The sequence below is a fragment of the Providencia manganoxydans genome (assembly GCF_016618195.1).
In the GTDB taxonomy this organism is placed as follows: domain Bacteria; phylum Pseudomonadota; class Gammaproteobacteria; order Enterobacterales; family Enterobacteriaceae; genus Providencia; species Providencia manganoxydans.
The window spans coordinates 762,109-782,573 of the sequence record NZ_CP067099.1; the positions used below are offsets into that span (position 1 = coordinate 762,109).

The window sequence follows — 20,465 nt, forward strand, 5'->3', positions numbered from 1 at the left end:
ATGCTGTGGCTGAGTTTATTTATCCTTTAACAATTAAGGGATCTTGATTAATAGGAAGATAATCCACATTTTTCCGATAACCAAATACACGTACAAGCACTCGTCGATTATCTTTAACTGTATCCCTGCAATGGAAGTTGAGAGGGTTATTAATCACAAGTGTTCTATTTGGTTGTAGGTTTATTTCGTCAAATTTAATCTCAGCAGCAAGTTGACTAAATTTAGCATAGGTGTCTTTTATAAATTCTGACGCAGCGGGATCAACGGAAAAACGTTCTAAATTATAGTTTGCTGCAAGCCTTCCTTTGTCATTTAAATCTAGTATTGAAACATGGGTTCCACCGACACTTTTACCTTCACTTGCCGTTTTTGCGGCACGAAAATTAAAGTTTTTACCCGCTAAAGCAACGATTTCTTCTTTGGATAACTGGCTTAACACTCGTTCAATTGGTGCTAGCTTTGTTGTTTCTGATAATGGATTCCACCTTGCTGTAAGGATCAATGATGAAGGTGATGGTGAATGCCCTTGCTCGACTTTTGTTGATGAGTAATAAGGATCTTCAGTATGGGGAACGACGGCTTTACCTGAGTGAGAGCTACCATCGGGTGCTTCATTGGCAAGTTTTTGGGTGCCACCTCCACGAAAGTTTGCAACAACGCGCACAATTTTACCTTCATTTTCAGAGTCAAAGGCAAAAGTTGTTTCATTGAGTAAGGCTAATATGATTTGTTCTTGGGAGGCTAATTTTAAAACTTCAATATCAGCTTCAAGCTCTTCAAGCGTAGGAAATTGATTTTCCTGAGGTAGTTTTATGGGATTGCCATCAATATCCGTATTAAGGAAACCATCAAAAACTAAGTGAGTAATTTTTCCTGAAATATAATCATTAATTAACTTCTTATCATTATCATTAAATAACTCGAAGAGCTCTGTGGCGATATCCTCTGCTAATTTTTGATTACCAGTTTCTTGCGGTCCCCCTTTTAATGCTAATTGATAGGATTTTTCTTGTAAAATAGCGGCAATTTCTTCACTTAAGAAAATATAAGGCGTTGATTTGTTTGTTGGCATGATTTTATTATACCTATAATTAACCTGATGAATTATATTAAATAATAAACTTGAGTTTTATATTTCCAGTTCATTAATTAGATAATAATAAAATATAAAAACAATTAAATTATAGAATGTATTATAGACTAATAACTTACTTGCTATTAACCACGTCGTGAGTTGTTTTTGATGATTGAAATAATGTTTTTGATTTTATTTCTATAGGTGGATTTAAAATTATTTTAATAATGCTTATTTTTTATTATTAGTTTTAGTTATTTTTAATAAAAAGCCACCGTATTATACAGTGGCTTAATTATTTTAATATGATTATTAATTACTCAGGTAGTTTTTCTGTCGCGGGCAAAATCGGTTTCCCAGCGGTTATTTTAAGCTTCTTTCGGTATTTTTTTTCTGCTTTTTCAAGACTAATTTCTTCATTTAATCCTTTATAGGTTGAGTAACACATTATTAGCATCAAAATAGAAAGAGGGATTGCAGTGGCGACAAGCGCAGATTGTAAACCGGATAAGCCGCCCGTGATGATTAATACGATAGCGATGGCGGCAATGACCACACCCCAAATGGTTTTCGTCGTATGAGTTGGGTTTGGGTTACCATTTTCACTGACCATTCCCAGCACAAATACTGCGGAATTGGCTGAAGTAATGAAAAATACCATGACCAGTACCATCGCCAATATGCACATAAAAGTACTGGCAGGGAAGTAATCTAAAAATTTAAAAAATGCGGATGTCACATCGGTTTTAACGGCTTCAGCGAGTGCCTTTTGTCCCATATTTTGAATCAAATGGATGGCAGAGCCTCCCATTACGGCAAACCAAGTAAATGAGCCGAGTACAGGGATGAATACAGCACCAATCATAAATTCTTTGATCGTACGGCCTTTAGAGATCCTAGCAACAAAACTTCCCACTAATGGCGCCCATGCGATCCACCATCCGAAATAAAATAGTGTCCAGTTGGCAATCCACGCGCCATCATTATATGGTTCTGTACGGAATGACATGCTGACAAAGTTTTGTACATAATCACCGATACCCTGAAAAAGGACCTTTAAGATAGTTTGTGTTGGTCCAGCAAACAGAATAAAGCCCATCAATGCAAAGGCTAATAGCATATTCAGGTTTGATAGATGCTTGATTGCACCTTGTAGTCCCGAAATGGTTGAAGCGATATAAATGACTGTCACGATGGCAATAATGGCGGCTTGGATCCAAATACTAATCGGCATTCCCCAGAGATAATTCATACCCGTATTAACTTGTAGAGTACCAAAGCCAAGTGATGTGGCGATGCCTATAACAATCGATAGAACAACGAGCACATCAATCCATTTACCAATGGATCCTTTGATGCGATCGCCAATCAGGGGGTAGAACACTGAGCTCAGTGATGAAGGTAGTTTTTTTCTGAATTGGAAAAAAGCTAATGATACACCGACTAGCGCATAGCATGCCCAAGCAGATACACCCCAGTGCAAATAGACATATTGCATGGCAGTTTTGGCTGCTTGTTCAGTGTAACCAGTACCGACGGGAGGGCTAATGTAGTAAGACACGGGTTCAGCGACTCCCCAAAAGACTAAACTGATCCCAATAGAGGCGCTAAATAGCATACCGACCCATGTGGCGGTGTTGTACTCAGGGCGATCGGCATCATTACCAAGTCGAATATGACCAAACTTGGAGAAACCGAGGTACATACAAAAGCTAAAAAAGATAAAAACGGCTCCGAGTATAAACCAGCCTAAATTGTTATAGATAAAACCCAGAGAGTAATTTGAAAATGCTTCGAGTTTGTCAGGTATAAAAGCGCCTAAGCTAATTAATGCCAAACTAAAGGCGAGCGATACGTAAAATACTGATTTCTTATTATTCATCATACCTCTTCTCCAGTTGCTCACTTATTTTTATGTCTTTTAATGAGAGTTGGTTTGCAGGAAATGCTACTTTTGGTTTACAGAGAATATCCATGCAAACATTACGCAGTCAACAATTAATTAACCATCAATTAACATTAATTGGTTTGGTTATGTATTTATACGTTTGATTTTTATTGATTAAATTTGTTATGTGCTATTTTTGTTAACTTTTCATTTGATCATTATTGAGATCTGGATTAACATTCTTAAAAACAATGTTAACTATAAGTTTACATAAGTGAGGGCAATGATGAGCAATGCAAACAAAGTCATTTCAATTAATGATCACCTTGATATTGATAACGCATGGACGATCCCTGCACGCTATTACACATCTGATGATGTATTTGAATTTGAAAAAGAAAATATCTTTGCTAACTCTTGGGTATGTGTTGCCCATTGTAGTGAAGTTAAAGAGAAAAATGCTTATATCACTCGCCAATTGATTGGAGAGAGTCTGGTCATTGTCCGAGGCAGAGATGACGTTTTGCGGGGCTTTTATAACGTATGCCCACATCGTGGGCACCAGCTAATTAGTGGTGAAAGCGGCAAAATGAAGAATGTAATTACTTGCCCTTATCATGCGTGGGCATTCAAACTCGATGGTCAGTTAGCTCATGCAACTAACTGTGAGAACGTCAATAATTTTGACGCAGAAGCAATGTCGCTGAGCAGTTTCCATGTTATTGAACATGCAGGATTTATCTACATTAACTTGACGCAAGGTGAGCCTCAACCGATTGAAGAGCAATTACCTGGTTTAGCGGCCAAAATGGAAGAAGCTTGTTCTGTGATCCGTGATTTGAAATTAGCTGCTCGCTTTGTTAGTCAGACTCCCGCTAACTGGAAAACGATCGTTGATAACTATATCGAATGTTATCACTGCCCAACTAACCACGTCAGTTTTGCCAGCTCGGTCGATGTGAATGTGTATGAACACCAATTGAATGAGAACTGGACTGTACAGATTGGTAAGGCTAAGCCATCGGAATCATCATATCAATTTGATGAGTCGGTGCTTGATCCGCGTTTCTTCGGATTTTGGATCTGGCCTAGCACCATGTTTAACATGCCTCCAGGTGGTGATTTTATGACTGTCATCTACGAGTTTCCTACCAGTGCAGGTGAAACTTTGCAGCATTATGATATCTATTTCCTCAATGAAGAATTGACTGAGTATCAGAAAAACTTAGTGGAATGGTATCGGACTGTTTTTCGCCCTGAAGATCTGCGCTTAGTTGAAAGTGTACAAAAAGGACTACGTTCACGAGGTTATCGTGGGCAAGGGCGGATCATGGCTGACAGGCAACGAAGTGGGATCAGTGAGCACGGTGTGGCGCACTTTCATAAATTACTGGCGGGCGCTCATACTGCGTAACCGTTAAGGGCTGGTGACCTTTATGAATGATTTTTAAAAGGTCGACAGCCCCAGCACTATGGAGAAACCACTTATGAAACAACTGATTAATTCGTCATTATTTCGCCAGTCCTGCTATATCAATGGTCAATGGGTTGATAATGCAAAAACCATTTCAGTCACTAATCCTGTCGATCAATCTGTGTTGGGAACGGTTCCCTGTCTCTCGATTGAGCAAGTGAATGATGCAATTATCAAAGCACATCAAGCCATGGAGGGATGGGGAAAATTAACTGCAAAAGCTCGTTCTATTATCTTACGTCGTTGGTTTACCTTAATTGAAGACAACATTGATGATCTTGGCCTACTGATGACATTAGAGCAAGGCAAGCCATTACAAGAGGCCAAAGGTGAAATCCGCTATGCTGCATCCTTTATTGAGTGGTTTGCGGAAGAAGGTAAACGTGTTTATGGGGAAACGATCCCTCAGACGGTAACTAGCAATCGTATTTCAACAATTAAACAGCCTATTGGTGTTTGTAGTGCGATTACCCCATGGAATTTTCCTGCTGCGATGATCACACGTAAAGCCGCTCCAGCACTGGCTGCGGGCTGTAGCATGATCATAAAGCCAGCGTCCGAAACGCCTTTTACTGCCTTAGGACTGGCTGCACTAGCCGAACAGGCGGGGATCCCTGCTGGGGTATTTAACATAGTAACTGGTGAGTCTAGAGTGTTAGGCGAACTGCTGACCAAACATGAATTAATCAGTAAGTTTTCGTTTACGGGATCTACGCAAGTGGGTCGACAGTTGTATGCGCAGTGTGCATCGACGATCAAAAAAACCTCCTTGGAGCTTGGTGGCAATGCCCCATTTATTGTGTTTGAAGATGCCGATATCGATAAAGCGGTGGATAGTGCAATTCAAGCTAAATTTCGTAACGGTGGGCAAACCTGTGTTTGTGTGAATCGTTTTTATATTCATAATGATATTTATGAGCAATTTTTAGAGAAATTCGCTGATAAAGTGGCAAAGCTACGTGTAGGTAACGGTCTTGATGAAGAAACAGATATTGGCCCGATGATTACAGCGCGTGCTATCAGTGGAATGGCGGAATTAGTTAAAGATGCGTTAGCAAAAGGGGCTCGCCAGTTGGTACTTGGTCATGAAATTGTTGAACAAGGCAATTTTATCAACCCAAAAGTGTTGGTGGATGTTGATGATTCTATGGATATCGTTCATGAAGAAATTTTTGGGCCAATTGCAACGTTGATCCGTTTTTATGATGAGGAAGAAGTCATTAAGCGTGCAAATAACACCATTTATGGTTTAGCCGCTTACTTTTTTTCTAAAGACATTAGACGTGTATATCGTGTCGCGGAGAAATTACAAAGCGGCATGGTTGGGGTCAATACAGGCATGATTTCAAATGAGGTTGCACCATTTGGTGGGGTTAAGCAATCTGGCTTAGGTAAAGAAGGTTCGCGATATGGAATTGAAGATTACCTCAGTGTGAAATATCTGTGCATTGATGTTGCTTAAGTAATAACGGATTCAAAGAAGGAATTGTTATGAACCAACAAAAAATAGCTGTTCATGTGAGCCGCATAGAGCAAGTTAGCCCTACTATTAAAATGTTTGAATTCATTGCGAAAGATACGGTGCTGGATCCATTTAGTGCAGGGAGTCATGTGACGGTGCATATGAATGAAGAAATGGGGCTACAACGTGCTTACTCGCTAATTAGTGATCCAAGTAACAGTGATCATTATCGTATCTCTGTATTGCGAGATGAAAACTCTAAAGGTGGTTCTGCTTATATGCATGAGCAGCTCGCAGAAGGGGATGTCGTTTATTTGTCTCCAGCAGAAAACTATTTTTCATTGGAGCATGACGATTCCTGTAAGCATATTCTTATTGCCGGTGGAATTGGTATTACCCCATTTATGTCATATCTGTATGAATTGGAACAAACAGGGATGAATTTTGAACTTCATTATTGTTTCCGTGATCAAAACAGCGCAGCATTTGTTGAACAACTTCAGCAGCAAATTGGGGAGCACTTATATCTGTATGATAATGCGAAAGGGCAGCGTTTATCCGTTGAACAATTGATTAAAGAGCAACCTGAAAATAGTCATGTGTATGTCTGTGGGCCTGAATTGCTGATCAATGCTGTCATTGAGCATGGTAATACTCACTTAGGAAAAGAACGGGTACATTTTGAAAACTTCGGTGAAGTGGCAAATGAGGGAAATGCATTTGAGGTTCATTTCCAACGCTCAGGTTTTAGCTTGAATATTGGCGAAGATATGTCAATTTTACAGGCAATCGAAGCAGATAAACGTATTCAGGTAGAGTGCTTATGCCGTAATGGTGTCTGTGGTACCTGTGAAACAGCTATTTTAGAAGGTGAAGCAGATCATCGTGATCACTATTTAGATGATGATGAACGCGCAGAGCAAAAAACCATGATGTTATGTGTTTCACGTGCTAAAACGAAACGGTTAGTATTAGATCTTTAACCATTATTGGGTATTGCGGATCTGACAGCCCCTATGGGGCTGTTTGAGTTTATTTAAGTTGAAACATTAAAAATGGTTGGTTTTCATCGTTTAGATGGTATGACGCACTGATCTCTTGATCTTGAAAATGTATATGGCCATGACCTGTCTGATATACCTTTTCTAACCATTCTTTATGGTTAATTGCGAGCTGATAAAGAAGTCGTTGTAGTTCTAAATAATCAATATCAATAGATTGACTTTCTAGATTACTAGTTAAAATTTCGCACGCCTTATCGGTAAATACCACAAGGTGATTAAAATGGGCGAGAAGTACATTAAAATAGCATTTGATTTTACTGAGTCGAAGCTCTGTATTTTTACGCTCAGTATTGTCCAAACTGATCCCAACGAGCTTGGTGACCTTACCATTAGGCCCTTTTACACCAGTTGCTCGTGATGTGATCCAGCGATACCCATCATCCCATGCGATTTTAAAATCCATTTCATGAGCGCCACCTTCACGAATGATTTTTGAGTAGCCATTAATCAATTTTTCTTTGGATTCTTGGTTCATTAATGCCCAAAAATCATCGTTAGTGGTAATTTTGATCCCGTAGACATCTTCTACGTTATCTGAGTAATTAAGTTCACCGGTGAGCAAATCCCATTCCCAAGTGACAATTTCAGTAGATTCTTGTAAATGAACTTCATTAATATTGCGGATAACCGAAGAAGGGAATGCTGCTGATGAATGATTGGCATATTCGCCATATTTGAGCCAAATCTTATCAACATTTAGCAATTGGGCTAAACTTTCAAGGTTGCTTTCATCAATCATGCCTCCTTTTGTCCATTTGTTGACTGCTGTTCGAGATATTCCAAGTGCTTCAGCAGCTTTTAACTGGCTCATTTTTTTTTGTTTCAATAAGGCCAGCAAACGTTGTCCAAATGTTTGCGTTTCTGTCATCGACTCATATCCACCTATTGTTTATTCATCCTGAAATTGATGCGGTAAATGTTTTGATAAGTATTGCTCTAGATTTTCAATAAACACGCGTAAATTTGCATTATTACGGGTTGTTCTTGAATAAACAGCATATACATCTGCGGGTTGATGCCATTTAGTGAGTACTCGCGTCAATTTTCCTGTTTCCAGCTCGGGTAAAACACTCCATAACGAACGAAGTAAAATGCCTTCACCACCAAGGCACCATTGCTTAGCCACATCACCGTTATTGACCATTAATTTGCTATTTGGCGCAATCATCATGCTTTCAGTTTGGTGCTGTAATTTCCATTGCGCAGGTGCTTGATTGCGTTCTTTAATTGTGATGCAAAAGTGTTTTTTCTCAAGCTCTTGTGGGTGAGTAGGGTAGCCATTTTGTGCTAAATAAACAGGGGCTGCACAGAGAATACGTCTATTTTTAGCGATCCGCTTAGCGATATAGTGATCAGGAATAGTGCCACCAATATAGATATCAAGATCGATATTTTCACTAATAATATCGACAGATCTATCGGTTAATGTCAGATCAATACCTAATTGCGGATAATTGGCGCGTAATGCCAAAATAAAAGGATTTAAATAAGCGCTACCAAAACCTGTACTACAACTGACCCTTAATTCACCTCGAATTTCTTCACGGCATGCTTTCAAAGCATTGTGCATGTTATCGAGTTCTAACAATAGCTGCTCACCACTTTTCAGCACTATTCTGCCTTCATGGGTCAAACTTATGGTACGAGCGCTACGTAATAATAGGGTTTGTCCGAGATTTTCTTCGAGAAGTTTAATTCGCTTTGAAACATAAGCGGGGGAAACAAGCAGCAACTCCGCAGCACGCGAAAAACTCATTAAGCGCGCGACAGTAATAAAAACCTTAATGTCTTCTAATGCGGGTAGCTTGTTCATAGTTTGTAAACCTAAAGATTACACTTTGTCGCTATACTTTATCACAGCAACTCATAAACTGGAGATCTTACTGATAAAAATCACTGTTGTGGGAGAGCCGTAACATGTCACAATTTAATATTGCTGTTATACCGGGTGATGGGATTGGAACAGAAGTTATCCCTGAAGGATTAAAAGTATTAGAGGCTGCGGCATCTAAATATCAAGTAAAATTTAACTTTACGCACTTTGATTGGTCTTGTGAAACTTACCATCGCACCGGCCGAATGATGCCTGAAGATGGTTTAGAGCAGTTAAAAAAATTTGATGCGATCTTTTTAGGTGCTGTTGGCTTTCCTGGTGTACCTGATCATATCTCGCTATGGGGGTTATTATTACCCATCCGCCGTGCATTTAATCAATATGTCAATTTGCGTCCTGTGCGTTTATTTGAAGGGATCAAATCACCTTTAGCGGACAAGAAACCCGGTGATATTGATTTTTATGTTGTACGTGAGAACGTTGAAGGCGAATACTCTGCAATTGGTGGTATTCAGTATGAAGGGACTGATGATGAAGTCGTTTCCCAGCAAAGTATTTTTACACGCAAAGGTACGGATCGTATTTTAAAATATGCATTTGAGTTAGCACAATCCAGAGAGAAAAAGCATTTAAGTTCAGCGACGAAATCAAACGGTCTTTTCCATTCAATGCCTTATTGGGATAGTCGTTTCGCTGCTATGGCAAAGCAATATCCAGATGTTAAAGTTGATCAATTCCACATTGATATTTTTGCGGCTAATTTAGTTCGAATGCCTGAATTTTATGATGTCATTGTAGGATCTAATTTATTTGGGGATATTTTGTCTGATTTAGGGCCTGCTTGCACTGGCACAATAGCGATTGCACCTTCGGCAAATATCAATCCAGAAAAGCAATTTCCATCTATGTTCGAACCTGTTCATGGGTCAGCCCCTGATATAGCGGGAAAAAATATTGCTAACCCAATTGGTACTATCTGGGCTGCCGCAATGATGATGCAGCATCTTGGCCATACTGAGATGCACGATACCATTATGAACGCAGTTGAAACGGTGATTAAACAACGTGACCATTTAACTCGTGATATGGGCGGTAATGCAAGTACTCAGCAGTTAGGTCAAGCGATAGCCGATTTGATTACTGCAAAATAATCTTTTGAACCGCATTAAAAATATCTCTTTTGCTCCAAGGTTAAAAAAACATCTTATCAACCTAGATAATTTTCTTGGCTCTAGGTTGATAATGTGATGCTTTGATTGTTTATAACCCCAAGATCTGAGAAAATGGCCGCCAATTTCGATTAACAAAACGGATTTGCTGAGCTAAGAGCCACCTATTGCCTCTCCTAATGCATGTACAAATCTGTATTCAGACAAAAAAGAACGGTTAAATGGCAGATCAGAATTTTCTACATGAAGTTAACGCGCGCAGGACGTTTGCAATCATCTCTCACCCTGACGCAGGTAAAACCACCATCACTGAAAAAGTATTATTGTTCGGACAAGCGATTCAGCGTGCGGGAACAGTAAAAGGTCGTGGCTCTAACCAACATGCAAAATCAGACTGGATGGAAATGGAGAAGCAACGTGGTATTTCGATTACAACGTCAGTGATGCAATTCCCTTATCATGATTGCTTAGTTAACTTGCTCGATACCCCAGGGCACGAAGACTTCTCGGAAGATACTTACCGGACATTAACCGCAGTTGACTGCTGCTTGATGGTGATTGACTCAGGTAAAGGGGTTGAGGATCGTACACGTAAATTGATGGAAGTCACCCGCTTACGTGATACACCTATTCTAACCTTTATGAATAAACTTGACCGTGATATTCGTGACCCAATGGAGTTGATGGATGAAGTGGAAAATGAGCTTAATATTGCTTGTTGTCCAATCACATGGCCAATTGGTTGTGGTAAGCTATTTAAAGGGGTTTATCACTTATTGCGTGATGAGACAATCCTTTATCAAACAGGCCAAGGCCATACCATCCAAGAAGTACGTATCATTAAAGGTTTAGATAATCCTGAATTGGATAAAACGGTTGGTGGTGACCTTGCAGCTCAATTACGTGATGAATTAGAACTGGTCAAAGGGGCTTCTCATGAGTTTGATCATGATGCCTTTTTAGAAGGTGAATTGACGCCAGTCTTTTTCGGTACCGCATTAGGTAACTTTGGCGTTGACCATATGCTTGATGGGTTAGTGCAATGGGCTCCAGCACCACAACCACGTAAAACGGATATACGTGAAGTTGAAGCAACAGAAGAGAAATTTACAGGTTTCGTCTTCAAAATTCAGGCCAATATGGATCCTAAACACCGTGACCGTGTGGCCTTCATGCGTATTGTTTCAGGCACTTATGAAAAAGGCATGAAATTGCGCCAAGTTCGCACCAAAAAAGATGTGGTGATTTCTGATGCTCTGACCTTTATGGCGGGTGATCGTTCACATGTTGAAAATGCTTTTGCGGGCGATATTATTGGATTACATAATCACGGTACTATTCAAATTGGTGATACTTTTACGCAAGGCGAAGATCTGAAATTTACGGGTATTCCTAACTTTGCGCCTGAGCTATTCCGTCGTATTCGTTTACGCGATCCACTGAAGCAAAAACAATTACTGAAAGGGTTAGTACAGTTATCAGAAGAAGGTGCTGTACAGGTTTTCCGCCCGTTAACCAATAATGATTTGATTGTTGGCGCAGTTGGTGTGCTTCAGTTTGACGTGGTGGTCGCTCGCTTGAAGAGTGAATACAACGTTGAAGCTATTTATGAAGCGGTTAACGTTTCAACGGCGCGTTGGGTAGAATGTGATGACGTGAAGAAATTCGAAGAGTTCAAACGTAAGAATGAACAAAACCTTGCATTGGATGGTGGTGATAACTTGTCTTATATTGCGCCAACCATGGTTAACTTGAATTTAACGAGTGAACGCTACCCTGATGTAAAATTCCGTAAAACTAGAGAACACTAATTTCTTTAAGTCACCCACTATTGAAAAATCTATTTTAATAGTGGGTTTTCTCCTAATTGTCATCGATTTTCGAATACTCTCCTGTTTTTTTGTCTAAAGTTTGCAGATTGCTCTGGCTTTTACGTGAGAACGCTTTATTTCATGAGGCTTTTCTCATAGTCTATATACTATAAATAATTCGAAATGCAGCGAGAAGACAAACGAACAACTCATTAGGCACATAGAAAATCTGTGATTGTCGTGAGAGGATCTTGTCATCCTACCTTAATGCAAGGTGCTGCGGCTTGAAGTATGACGAATAGAGTTATCTATTAGCATGGGTTATCTGTATTCGTCATACTCTAATCTTTAAAACAGCAGTAAAAAGGAAGGTTAAGATGAAAAATTCAGTACTTTTACGTTCTTTATTGGTTATTGGGTTAAGTGGTTCTTTATTTGCTTGCAGTGCTCCTTTGAAAGAGCAAGCTTCTGATACTTGGGACAGCGCCGTGAAGACCGCAGACATTGCCGGTAAAGATACGAGTGAAGCGGTATCGAGCGGTGTGAAAAGTACCGATAATTATATCGATGATTCCTCTATTACAGCTCAAGTAAAAAGTAAGCTACTGACAACCAGTGGTATTGACAGTAACTCGATTTCAGTAAAAACCGTTAAAGGTGTGGTTTATCTCTCTGGTTTTGTTAAATCAGACAGCCAAGTAGACAAGGTCGTTCAGGTTGTCTCAATGGTTAATGGTGTGAAATCAGTACAAAACGGTTTAGTTGTTGCGAATTAATATAATAATTTAAATGCGGTTAAATTAAGTTATTGACCAGATTATATTAGTTGTAAGCAATAAAACTGAGCCTCTATCTCAAAGAGGTTCAGTTTTTGCTGATTGATTTATGGCAATCGTGTCTATTGATGGCTATATCGCTAAGTGAGGCCCACTAGACAGAAATCATTGTCAGGGGAATTGTATGGGTAAACATATAGCGGTCACACTCGGTAGTATTGAACCTCTAGCTTTTTTTGATGAACTCAATAAAGGTAAAACTGCGCTTATCTGCGAAGGTGGTGGCCAACGTGGTATTTTTACTGCGGGGGTACTGGATGAGTTTTTAAAGTCAGGCTTTAATCCATTCGATATCATGATCGGTACTTCTGCTGGTGCGCAGAATCTTTCAGCGTATATCTGCGGGCAACATGGTTATGCACGACGCGTAATCACTCGCTATACGACCAGCCCTCTTTTCTTTAATCCACTACGTTTTATCCGTGGCGGTCATCTTATTGATCTAGATTGGTTAGTCGAGAGCACATCAAAAGAGTTCCCTTTACAGATGCATTCAGGTCTTGAATTAATCAATGCGGGCCGTGAATTTTATATGGGAGCGAGTCGTAGTGATGATTTTGAAGCTGAGTTTTTGCAACCAACAGAAGATACATGGTTAGATATTATAAGAGCTTCCAGCGCAATTCCTGGCTTTTATCGTACAGGTGTTGAGTTTAATGGAACGTTATACCATGATGGCGGGATCAGTGCTGCAATTCCTGTGGAAGAGGCATACCGTCGTGGCGCTGAAACTATTGTAGTGATCCGCACTGTACCTTCTCAAATGTATTTCACTCCTGAATGGGTTAAAAGAATGACCCGTTGGTTAGAAGGGGAAAAGTATGGTTTGCAACGTATGGCGGCTATGCTAAAAGTGCATTTGAAAAGTTATCGTCGCACCCAAGAGTTTATTGAAAATCCGCCAGATAATTTGCAGATTTTTGAAATCTACCCACCAACACCGTTAAAGAGCAGTGCATTGGGAAGTCGCTTATCATCGCTTAATCAGGATTATCATACAGGGCGCCGTTGCGGTCGTTATTTTATCGCTGCTTTGGGGCATAATTTCGCCATGGATAATGACTCATTAAATCGCTTTAGTTTTGAAAATGCAGCGCATGAAGAGATGCAAATCCAAGAGGACTATGCAGAAGCCTTGTTTGAGGCGAAGCACTCAGGGGAATTGCTGGCTCAAAGCCACGCGAAGAAAATGACGGATACAGCGCAAGCACTTATGACAGGTGCGATACTGGCAGCCAATGAAGAGGAAGCTAAACAGGCCAACGAAAAAAATGACTAGACTATTCGTTGATACACATTGTCATTTTGACTTTCCACCTTTTATTGATGCGATGGATGAAAGCCTTGCATCAGCCAGCTCGGCAGGGATCTCTGATATTATTATTCCGACGGTTGGTGTGGATAATTTTGAGCGAGTTTGGCAATTAGCACATAGCTATTCTCAACTACATGCTGCGATGGGGTTTCATCCACTGTACTTAAATCGGTTTCAAGAACAGCATTTTGAATCACTATTGTTTTATCTCACCCAGCATAGTACTAAATGCGTTGCTATCGGTGAGATTGGTCTTGATCTGTATATGCAGGATCCCTTATTTGAGCTGCAACAGAAAATATTGATTGAACAACTCAAGTTAGCAAAGCGTTTTGATTTACCTGTGATTTTACATTCGCGTAAAAGCCATGACCAGCTAGTGGCGATTTTACGCCGCTATTTAGTGCCTGCATGTGGTGTCGTTCATGGCTTCGCAGGGAGTTTATCGCAAGCTCAAGCCTTTATTAAATTAGGCTATTTTATTGGTGTAGGCGGAACCATTACTTATGAGCGAGCGAATAAAACCCGTCAAGCGATAGCTCAATTGCCTTTAACGTCTTTAGTTTTTGAAACTGACGCGCCTGATATGCCAGTATCAGGGTTTCAAGGTGAACCGAATCGCCCTGAACGTATTCAAATAATTTTTAAATCGTTATGTGAACTGCGGCACGAAAGCCCAGATGAAATTGCCGAGCAACTGTATATAAATAGTCTATCATTATTTAAGCTAGACTCATCATATTCCAAGTTGCAGGGGGAGGGCTAGGCGATGTTCATTGAGTCACTGAGTTTATCTATGCTCCCCATCTATTTTTGCTGGTCGCCTACCTGCAACTCGAATGATTGAGAGTATACATCGTTAAAGCCACTTTAAATTTATTGCCAATGGCTATTAATTGATGTGGTTTCCTTTCCTTAATCCATCCAGTTTTTCACCTATTTGTTACGTCCTTTTGTGCTTTCCAGATTAAACTGATAATAGAATGTGACCTTAATCACAAGAACTGAATTTTTGTTACTTTTTGCACTGCGTATTTGTGACGAAGGTTGCGGGTTATTGGGGTGGACTAGGTATAATCATCGCACAAAGAGTCAAGGAAACGGGTACGTTTCTTTATCTACATCAATCTATAATTAAGTGAACAGGGATACTTCCATGCAACTCATTATGAGTCTGGTCGGGATGGCGGTGCTGATAGCTATCGCCGTGCTATTTTCCAGCAATCGTCGAGCGATTAAACTCCGCACTGTTGGCGGAGCTTTTATCATTCAAGTCGTGATCGGCGCTTTTGTTCTTTATGTTCCAGCGGGTCGTAGCGTATTACAGGGGATGTCTGATGGCGTTTCTAAGGTAATCAGCTATGGTCAAGATGGTATGAGCTTTATTTTTGGCGGCCTTGTTTCTGACAAAATGTTTGAATTGTTTGGCGGCGGTGGATTTATTTTCGCATTACGTGTACTGCCAATCATTGTTTTCTTCTCTTCTTTAATCGCGGTACTTTACTACCTAGGCATTATGCAATTGGTTATTAAAGTATTGGGCGGTGGCTTACAAAAAATACTGGGTACATCAAGAACTGAATCACTATCTGCCACAGCCAATATCTTTGTTGGTCAAACAGAAGCGCCATTAGTGGTGCGTCCATACATTTCAACGATGACAAACTCGGAATTGTTTGCGGTGATGTGTGGTGGTTTAGCCTCCGTTGCGGGCTCGGTATTGGCAGGTTACGCACAAATGGGCGTACCAATGGAATACCTGATTGCGGCGTCGTTTATGGCGGCTCCGGGTGGATTGTTGTTTGCTAAGCTATTAGTTCCTGAAACTGAAGAAGCTCGTGATAATGTTAATGCAACTGATTTGGTTGCAGAAGATGAACGTCCCGCGAATATTATTGATGCCGCGGCATCAGGTGCAGCTTCTGGTATGCAGTTGGCGCTAAACGTAGGGGCGATGTTATTAGCATTTATTGCGTTAATTGCCCTGATCAACGGCATTCTTGGTGGGATCGGTAACTGGTTTGATTATCCACAGCTTTCTCTTGAGTTAATTCTTGGTTGGGTGTTTGCCCCAATTGCTTACTTGATTGGTGTGCCATGGAGTGAAGCCAATATTGCGGGTTCATTTATTGGGCAAAAAGTCGTTGTTAACGAATTTGTTGCCTTTATGAACTTTGGCGAATATATGAAACCAGATGCTGATGTGTTGGCAGCAGGTAAACAAGTCCTGTCTGATCACACTAAAGCGATTATTTCATTTGCACTGTGTGGCTTTGCTAACTTGTCTTCTGTGGCGATTTTGCTCGGTGGTTTAGGTGGCATGGCGCCTAATCGTCGTAGTGATGTTGCTCGTCTTGGCATGAAAGCTGTTTTGGCAGGTACTCTCTCTAACTTAATGAGTGCAACTATTGCTGGTTTCTTCTTAACCCTAGCAATTATCTAGTCTATCTATACTCTAAATAATTCGAGATGCAGGTAGGCGACCAGCGAATAAGACCTTAGTCACATTCAGTATGTGACTAAGGTCGAGCAGACATAGTCAACAGCACTGCAACGTGAAATCTAATAAGTCTATAATCTGAAAAGGGCATTTGCCCTTTTCAGTTCATATATTCAGTTATATTCTTTCTACTTTTACGCCCACATCAGCATTTTTGAACTACTCTTAATGGCATAAAATGAAAAAGAAAAGCCATTAGAGAGAATAAAAATGAAATGAAATAGCGTATAATTGCGATAATGTTCACAAATTTTTATTTAACAATGTAACGTTCAGGCAATTAATGTGATTTGTAGCACACAAAATAGCCTAGTTCTATGGTCAAATAGGTATAAGTAAGCTGCTATGGACTGCTAGTTCTCAGAGTGGATGCACTCTAGGGCATTGTGCGGTGAGAAGGAATTCAGCTGCTACATTCGGGTTTTCGAGTAGCATCTTTAAGGAACCAAGCCCGCTCGCCAACAAAGAACGTGTTGTTCTGACAGAATTCACAACGTTGGAGAGTTTTTATGACTGATTTAACCGCAGCTGCGCAACGCGCACTGAACCTGATGGATTTAACTACCCTAAATGACGACGATACGGATGAAAAAGTGATCGCGTTGTGTCATCAAGCAAAAAGCCCTGCGGGCCAAACTGCTGCCATCTGTATTTACCCTCGTTTTATCCCGATTGCACGTAAGACTTTACGTGAGCAAGGTACTCCAGAAGTACGCATTGCTACAGTTACCAATTTCCCACATGGTAATGATGATATTGATATTGCATTGGCTGAAACTCGTGCTGCTATTGCTTATGGTGCAGATGAAGTCGATGTGGTTTTCCCTTATAGAGCTTTGATGGCAGGGAATGAAAAAATTGGTTTTGATTTAGTGAAAGCCTGTAAAGATGCATGCGCACAAGCGAATGTATTATTGAAAGTGATCATTGAAACAGGTGAACTTAAAGATCCTGCTCTTATCCGTAAAGCGTCTGAAATTTCTATTAAAGCGGGTGCGGATTTTATCAAAACATCAACAGGTAAAGTACCGGTTAATGCGACTCTCGAAAGTGCTGAGATCATGATGCAAGTTATCCATGATATGGGCGTTGCAAAAACAGTGGGCTTTAAACCTGCTGGTGGTGTTCGTACGGCAGAAGAAGCCGCTCAATACTTAGCATTAGCAGATCGTATTTTAGGTAAAGGCTGGGCAGACTCGCGCCATTTTCGTTTTGGTGCATCTAGTTTGCTAGCTAACTTGCTGAATACACTTGGTTTCGAAACAAAAAAATCAAGTAGTAGCTATTAATTTAAGCAATTACCTAAATCCTGTTTGAGTTAAGGAGCATACCGTGTTTCTGGCACAAGAAATTATCCGTAAAAAACGTGATGGTAAAGTACTGAGTGAAGAAGAAATTCGTTTCTTTATTAATGGCGTTCGTGACAATTCCGTTTCAGAAGGTCAGATAGCTGCTTTGGCAATGACCATTTATTTCAACGATATGACAATGGATGAACGTGTTGCACTAACGTTAGCAATGCGTGATTCAGGCACTGTATTAAATTGGAAATCACTAAACCTCAATGGCCCGTTAGTTGATAAGCATTCTACGGGTGGTGTTGGTGATGTGACTTCACTGATGTTAGGCCCAATGGTAGCAGCATGTGGTGGTTACGTGCCCATGATTTCAGGGCGTGGGCTAGGTCATACAGGGGGAACGCTAGATAAGCTCGAAGCAATCCCTAATTTTGATATTTTTCCTAATGATGAACGTTTCCGTGACATCATTAGTGATGTTGGTGTGGCAATTATTGGTCAAACTAACTCACTCGCACCGGCTGATAAACGTTTTTATGCGACACGTGATATCACAGCGACTGTAGATTCAATTCCATTAATTACGGCATCTATTTTAGGTAAAAAATTGGCTGAAGGCCTTGATGCATTAGTTATGGATGTCAAAGTTGGCTCAGGTGCATTTATGCCAACTTATGAAAAATCAGAGCAACTTGCCGAGTCAATCGTTAAAGTAGCGAATGGTGCGGGTTGTAAAACTACGGCTTTACTGACGGATATGAATGAAGTACTGGCTTCTAGTGCAGGTAATGCGGTTGAGGTACGTGAAGCGGTACAATTTTTAACGGGTGAATATCGTAATCCACGTTTGTATGAAGTGACTATGGCATTATGTGTTGAAATGCTCGTATCCGGTACTTTGGCTGCCAGTAGAGATGAAGCACGTCAGAAACTACAAGCGGTGTTGGATAATGGTAAAGCCGCGGAAGTCTTTGGACGCATGGTTGCTGCACAAAAAGGCCCAAGTGATTTCGTTGAGAATTATAGCAAATATCTACCTACCGCCGTATTGAACAAAGCGGTATATGCAGAGAAATCAGGCATTGTTAGCGCTATGGATACCAGAGCACTGGGTATGTCCGTGGTGACATTGGGCGGTGGGCGTCGCAAAGCAACAGATCCGATTGATTATAGCGTTGGTTTAAGCGATATCGCGGCACTGGGTGCAACAGTTGATAGCCAAACACCACTTGCTATTATTCATGCTAATAGTGAAAAAGCGTGGGAAGAGGCGGCGAAAGAAGTACGAGCTGCTATGGTGATTAGTGATAAAGCACCAGAAACGACGCCAATGGTTTATCGCCAAATTAGCGAATAATTAACAAATTAGTTTTATCAGTGGCTCTTCCCAACGATTGGGAATGATGACGCAGGAGAGAAGTTATGAAACGTACATTTATTATGGTGTTGGACTCTTTCGGGATTGGTGCTGCGGGTGATGCGCACAAATTTAATGATGAAGGCTCAAACACATTAGGCCACATTGCAGATGCTTGTGCGCGCGGTGAAGCAGATAAAGGCCGTAAAGGTCCTTTGCATTTACCTAACTTAACCAAGCTAGGGCTGGGTAAAGCGGCTGAAGAGTCTTGTGGTAAATTTCCTGCGGGCCTTGACCCTAATTCAGAGATCATCGGCGCTTATGCTTATGCAAGTGAGCTTTCCTCTGGTAAAGATACGCCGTCTGGTCACTGGGAAATCGCGGGTGTTCCTGTTTTATTTGATTGGGGTTATTTCGCTGATCATGAAAACAGCTTCCCACAAGAGCTGCTCGATATTATTGTGAAACGTGCAAATCTCCCTGGCTATTTAGGTAACTGCCATTCTTCAGGTACAGTAATCCTCGATCAACTGGGTGAAGAACACATGAAAACGGGTAAGCCAATTTTCTATACCTCGGCTGACTCGGTATTCCAGATTGCTTGCCATGAAGAAACCTATGGCTTAGATAAATTGTATGAGTTATGCGAGATCGCTCGTGAAGAACTCACCAATGGGGGCTATAACATTGGTCGTGTTATTGCTCGTCCATTTATTGGCGATAAAGCGGGTAATTTTGAACGTACCGGTAACCGACATGACCTTGCTGTTGAACCACCAGCACCAACCATGCTGCAAAAATTAGTGGAAGAAAAACAAGGTGAAGTCGTTTCTATTGGTAAAATTGCGGATATCTACGCGCATGTTGGCATTACTAAAAAAGTGAAAGCGACTGGCATTGATGCGCTATTTGATGCAACAGTAAAAGAAATGAAATTAGCGGGCGACAAAACCATTGTCTTCACTAACTTTGTTGACTTTGACTCTGCTTATGGCCACCGCCGTGATGTTGCTGGCTATGCAGGTGCGTTAGAGCTATTTGATCGCCGTCTACCTGAACTAATGGAATTAGTTGAAGATGATGACATTTTGATCTTAACGGCAGACCATGGTTGTGACCCAACATGGGAAGGTACTGACCATACTCGTGAGCACATTCCTGTTTTAATTTATGGACCAAAAGTCAAACCTGGCTCTTTAGGCCATCGTGAAACCTTTGCTGATATTGGACAAACGGTAGCGAAATACTTCGATCTATCGCCAATGGAGTACGGTAAATCAATGCTGTAAGTGATGATACTCATCATCAAATATGACTGAAATAAGGCAGGAAACTGCCTTATTTATTTAACCCCTTAATAAAAATTGGGCATTTGCCGTAGA

The 20,465-nt window shown here is 40.7% G+C and carries 16 protein-coding genes; 12 read left to right on the forward strand and 4 right to left on the reverse strand.

Annotated elements, in window-relative coordinates:
* Positions 1–19: 19 nt before the first annotated feature.
* Together JI723_RS03315 and JI723_RS03320 are read right to left on the reverse strand one after the other, a co-directional pair.
* Entirely contained in the window at positions 20–1,072 is a 1,053-nt protein-coding gene (locus JI723_RS03315; protein ID WP_272580447.1) for a hypothetical protein, read from the reverse strand.
* 319 nt (positions 1,073–1,391) lie between these two features.
* Positions 1,392–2,960: a BCCT family transporter gene (locus JI723_RS03320; protein ID WP_272580446.1), complete on the reverse strand. Its 1,569-nt coding sequence runs from the start codon at positions 2,958–2,960 to the stop codon at positions 1,392–1,394.
* Between the two features lie 289 nt (positions 2,961–3,249).
* On the opposite strand from JI723_RS03320, the gene JI723_RS03325 reads away from it, so the two are divergent.
* The 3 genes from JI723_RS03325 (at position 3,250) to JI723_RS03335 (ending at position 6,882) form a co-directional block, all read left to right on the forward strand.
* Complete coding sequence (locus JI723_RS03325; RefSeq protein WP_140182568.1) at positions 3,250–4,377, forward strand: aromatic ring-hydroxylating oxygenase subunit alpha; 1,128 nt, start codon at positions 3,250–3,252, stop codon at positions 4,375–4,377.
* 73 nt (positions 4,378–4,450) lie between these two features.
* Positions 4,451–5,899, forward strand: coding sequence for an NAD-dependent succinate-semialdehyde dehydrogenase (locus JI723_RS03330; RefSeq protein WP_337979773.1), 1,449 nt, complete (start codon positions 4,451–4,453; stop codon positions 5,897–5,899).
* A gap of 29 nt (positions 5,900–5,928) precedes the next feature.
* The gene (locus JI723_RS03335) at positions 5,929–6,882 is read left to right on the forward strand and encodes a PDR/VanB family oxidoreductase (protein ID WP_337979774.1); all 954 of its coding nucleotides are present in this window, start codon (positions 5,929–5,931) and stop codon (positions 6,880–6,882) included.
* Between the two features lie 49 nt (positions 6,883–6,931).
* On the opposite strand, the gene JI723_RS03340 is transcribed toward JI723_RS03335, so the two are convergent.
* Both JI723_RS03340 and JI723_RS03345 read right to left on the reverse strand, forming a co-directional pair.
* Positions 6,932–7,831 (reverse strand): helix-turn-helix domain-containing protein, encoded by a 900-nt coding sequence (locus JI723_RS03340; RefSeq protein WP_070926985.1) that lies wholly within the window; start codon positions 7,829–7,831, stop codon positions 6,932–6,934.
* Positions 7,832–7,852: 21 nt separating this feature from the next.
* Positions 7,853–8,776, reverse strand: coding sequence for a LysR substrate-binding domain-containing protein (locus JI723_RS03345; RefSeq protein WP_140182537.1), 924 nt, complete (start codon positions 8,774–8,776; stop codon positions 7,853–7,855).
* 104 nt (positions 8,777–8,880) lie between these two features.
* Here JI723_RS03345 and JI723_RS03350 point away from each other — a divergent pair, with 104 nt between their 5' ends.
* From JI723_RS03350 to deoB, 9 genes are all read left to right on the forward strand, one after another.
* Complete coding sequence (locus tag JI723_RS03350) at positions 8,881–9,948, forward strand: tartrate dehydrogenase (protein ID WP_070926983.1); 1,068 nt, start codon at positions 8,881–8,883, stop codon at positions 9,946–9,948.
* Positions 9,949–10,187: 239 nt separating this feature from the next.
* Positions 10,188–11,777, forward strand: a complete 1,590-nt coding sequence (prfC, locus tag JI723_RS03355) for a peptide chain release factor 3 (protein WP_337979775.1) — start codon at positions 10,188–10,190, stop codon at positions 11,775–11,777.
* A 377-nt stretch (positions 11,778–12,154) separates the two neighbouring features.
* Entirely contained in the window at positions 12,155–12,553 is a 399-nt protein-coding gene (locus tag JI723_RS03360; protein WP_070926980.1) for a BON domain-containing protein, read from the forward strand.
* A gap of 184 nt (positions 12,554–12,737) precedes the next feature.
* Positions 12,738–13,892, forward strand: a complete 1,155-nt coding sequence (locus JI723_RS03365; protein WP_272580444.1) for a patatin-like phospholipase family protein — start codon at positions 12,738–12,740, stop codon at positions 13,890–13,892.
* Positions 13,885–14,694 (forward strand): TatD family hydrolase, encoded by an 810-nt coding sequence (locus tag JI723_RS03370; RefSeq protein WP_337979776.1) that lies wholly within the window; start codon positions 13,885–13,887, stop codon positions 14,692–14,694. The genes JI723_RS03365 and JI723_RS03370 overlap by 8 nt, the downstream gene beginning before the upstream one ends.
* 402 nt (positions 14,695–15,096) lie before the next feature.
* A complete protein-coding gene (locus JI723_RS03375; protein WP_272580458.1) occupies positions 15,097–16,371 on the forward strand; it encodes a NupC/NupG family nucleoside CNT transporter in 1,275 nt (424 codons plus the stop codon).
* Positions 16,372–16,937: 566 nt separating this feature from the next.
* A complete protein-coding gene (deoC, locus tag JI723_RS03380) occupies positions 16,938–17,717 on the forward strand; it encodes a deoxyribose-phosphate aldolase (RefSeq protein WP_070926974.1) in 780 nt (259 codons plus the stop codon).
* A gap of 43 nt (positions 17,718–17,760) precedes the next feature.
* Positions 17,761–19,083, forward strand: coding sequence for a thymidine phosphorylase (gene deoA / locus JI723_RS03385; RefSeq protein WP_319067050.1), 1,323 nt, complete (start codon positions 17,761–17,763; stop codon positions 19,081–19,083).
* A 65-nt stretch (positions 19,084–19,148) separates the two neighbouring features.
* Positions 19,149–20,372: a phosphopentomutase gene (gene deoB / locus JI723_RS03390; RefSeq protein ID WP_070926970.1), complete on the forward strand. Its 1,224-nt coding sequence runs from the start codon at positions 19,149–19,151 to the stop codon at positions 20,370–20,372.
* Positions 20,373–20,465 lie beyond the last annotated feature (93 nt).

Excerpts from the sequence above, each read along its gene's own strand:
- JI723_RS03315 (WP_272580447.1), bottom strand. The coding sequence starts at position 1,072 with ATGCCAACAAACAAATCAACGCCTTATATTTTCTTAAGTGAAGAAATT.
- JI723_RS03320 (WP_272580446.1), bottom strand. The coding sequence starts at position 2,960 with ATGATGAATAATAAGAAATCAGTATTTTACGTATCGCTCGCCTTTAGT.
- JI723_RS03325 (WP_140182568.1), top strand. The coding sequence starts at position 3,250 with ATGAGCAATGCAAACAAAGTCATTTCAATTAATGATCACCTTGATATT.
- JI723_RS03330 (WP_337979773.1), top strand. The coding sequence starts at position 4,451 with ATGAAACAACTGATTAATTCGTCATTATTTCGCCAGTCCTGCTATATC.
- JI723_RS03335 (WP_337979774.1), top strand. The coding sequence starts at position 5,929 with ATGAACCAACAAAAAATAGCTGTTCATGTGAGCCGCATAGAGCAAGTT.
- JI723_RS03340 (WP_070926985.1), bottom strand. The coding sequence starts at position 7,831 with ATGACAGAAACGCAAACATTTGGACAACGTTTGCTGGCCTTATTGAAA.
- JI723_RS03345 (WP_140182537.1), bottom strand. The coding sequence starts at position 8,776 with ATGAACAAGCTACCCGCATTAGAAGACATTAAGGTTTTTATTACTGTC.
- JI723_RS03350 (WP_070926983.1), top strand. The coding sequence starts at position 8,881 with ATGTCACAATTTAATATTGCTGTTATACCGGGTGATGGGATTGGAACA.
- prfC (WP_337979775.1), top strand. The coding sequence starts at position 10,188 with ATGGCAGATCAGAATTTTCTACATGAAGTTAACGCGCGCAGGACGTTT.
- JI723_RS03360 (WP_070926980.1), top strand. The coding sequence starts at position 12,155 with ATGAAAAATTCAGTACTTTTACGTTCTTTATTGGTTATTGGGTTAAGT.
- JI723_RS03365 (WP_272580444.1), top strand. The coding sequence starts at position 12,738 with ATGGGTAAACATATAGCGGTCACACTCGGTAGTATTGAACCTCTAGCT.
- JI723_RS03370 (WP_337979776.1), top strand. The coding sequence starts at position 13,885 with ATGACTAGACTATTCGTTGATACACATTGTCATTTTGACTTTCCACCT.
- JI723_RS03375 (WP_272580458.1), top strand. The coding sequence starts at position 15,097 with ATGAGTCTGGTCGGGATGGCGGTGCTGATAGCTATCGCCGTGCTATTT.
- deoC (WP_070926974.1), top strand. The coding sequence starts at position 16,938 with ATGACTGATTTAACCGCAGCTGCGCAACGCGCACTGAACCTGATGGAT.
- deoB (WP_070926970.1), top strand. The coding sequence starts at position 19,149 with ATGAAACGTACATTTATTATGGTGTTGGACTCTTTCGGGATTGGTGCT.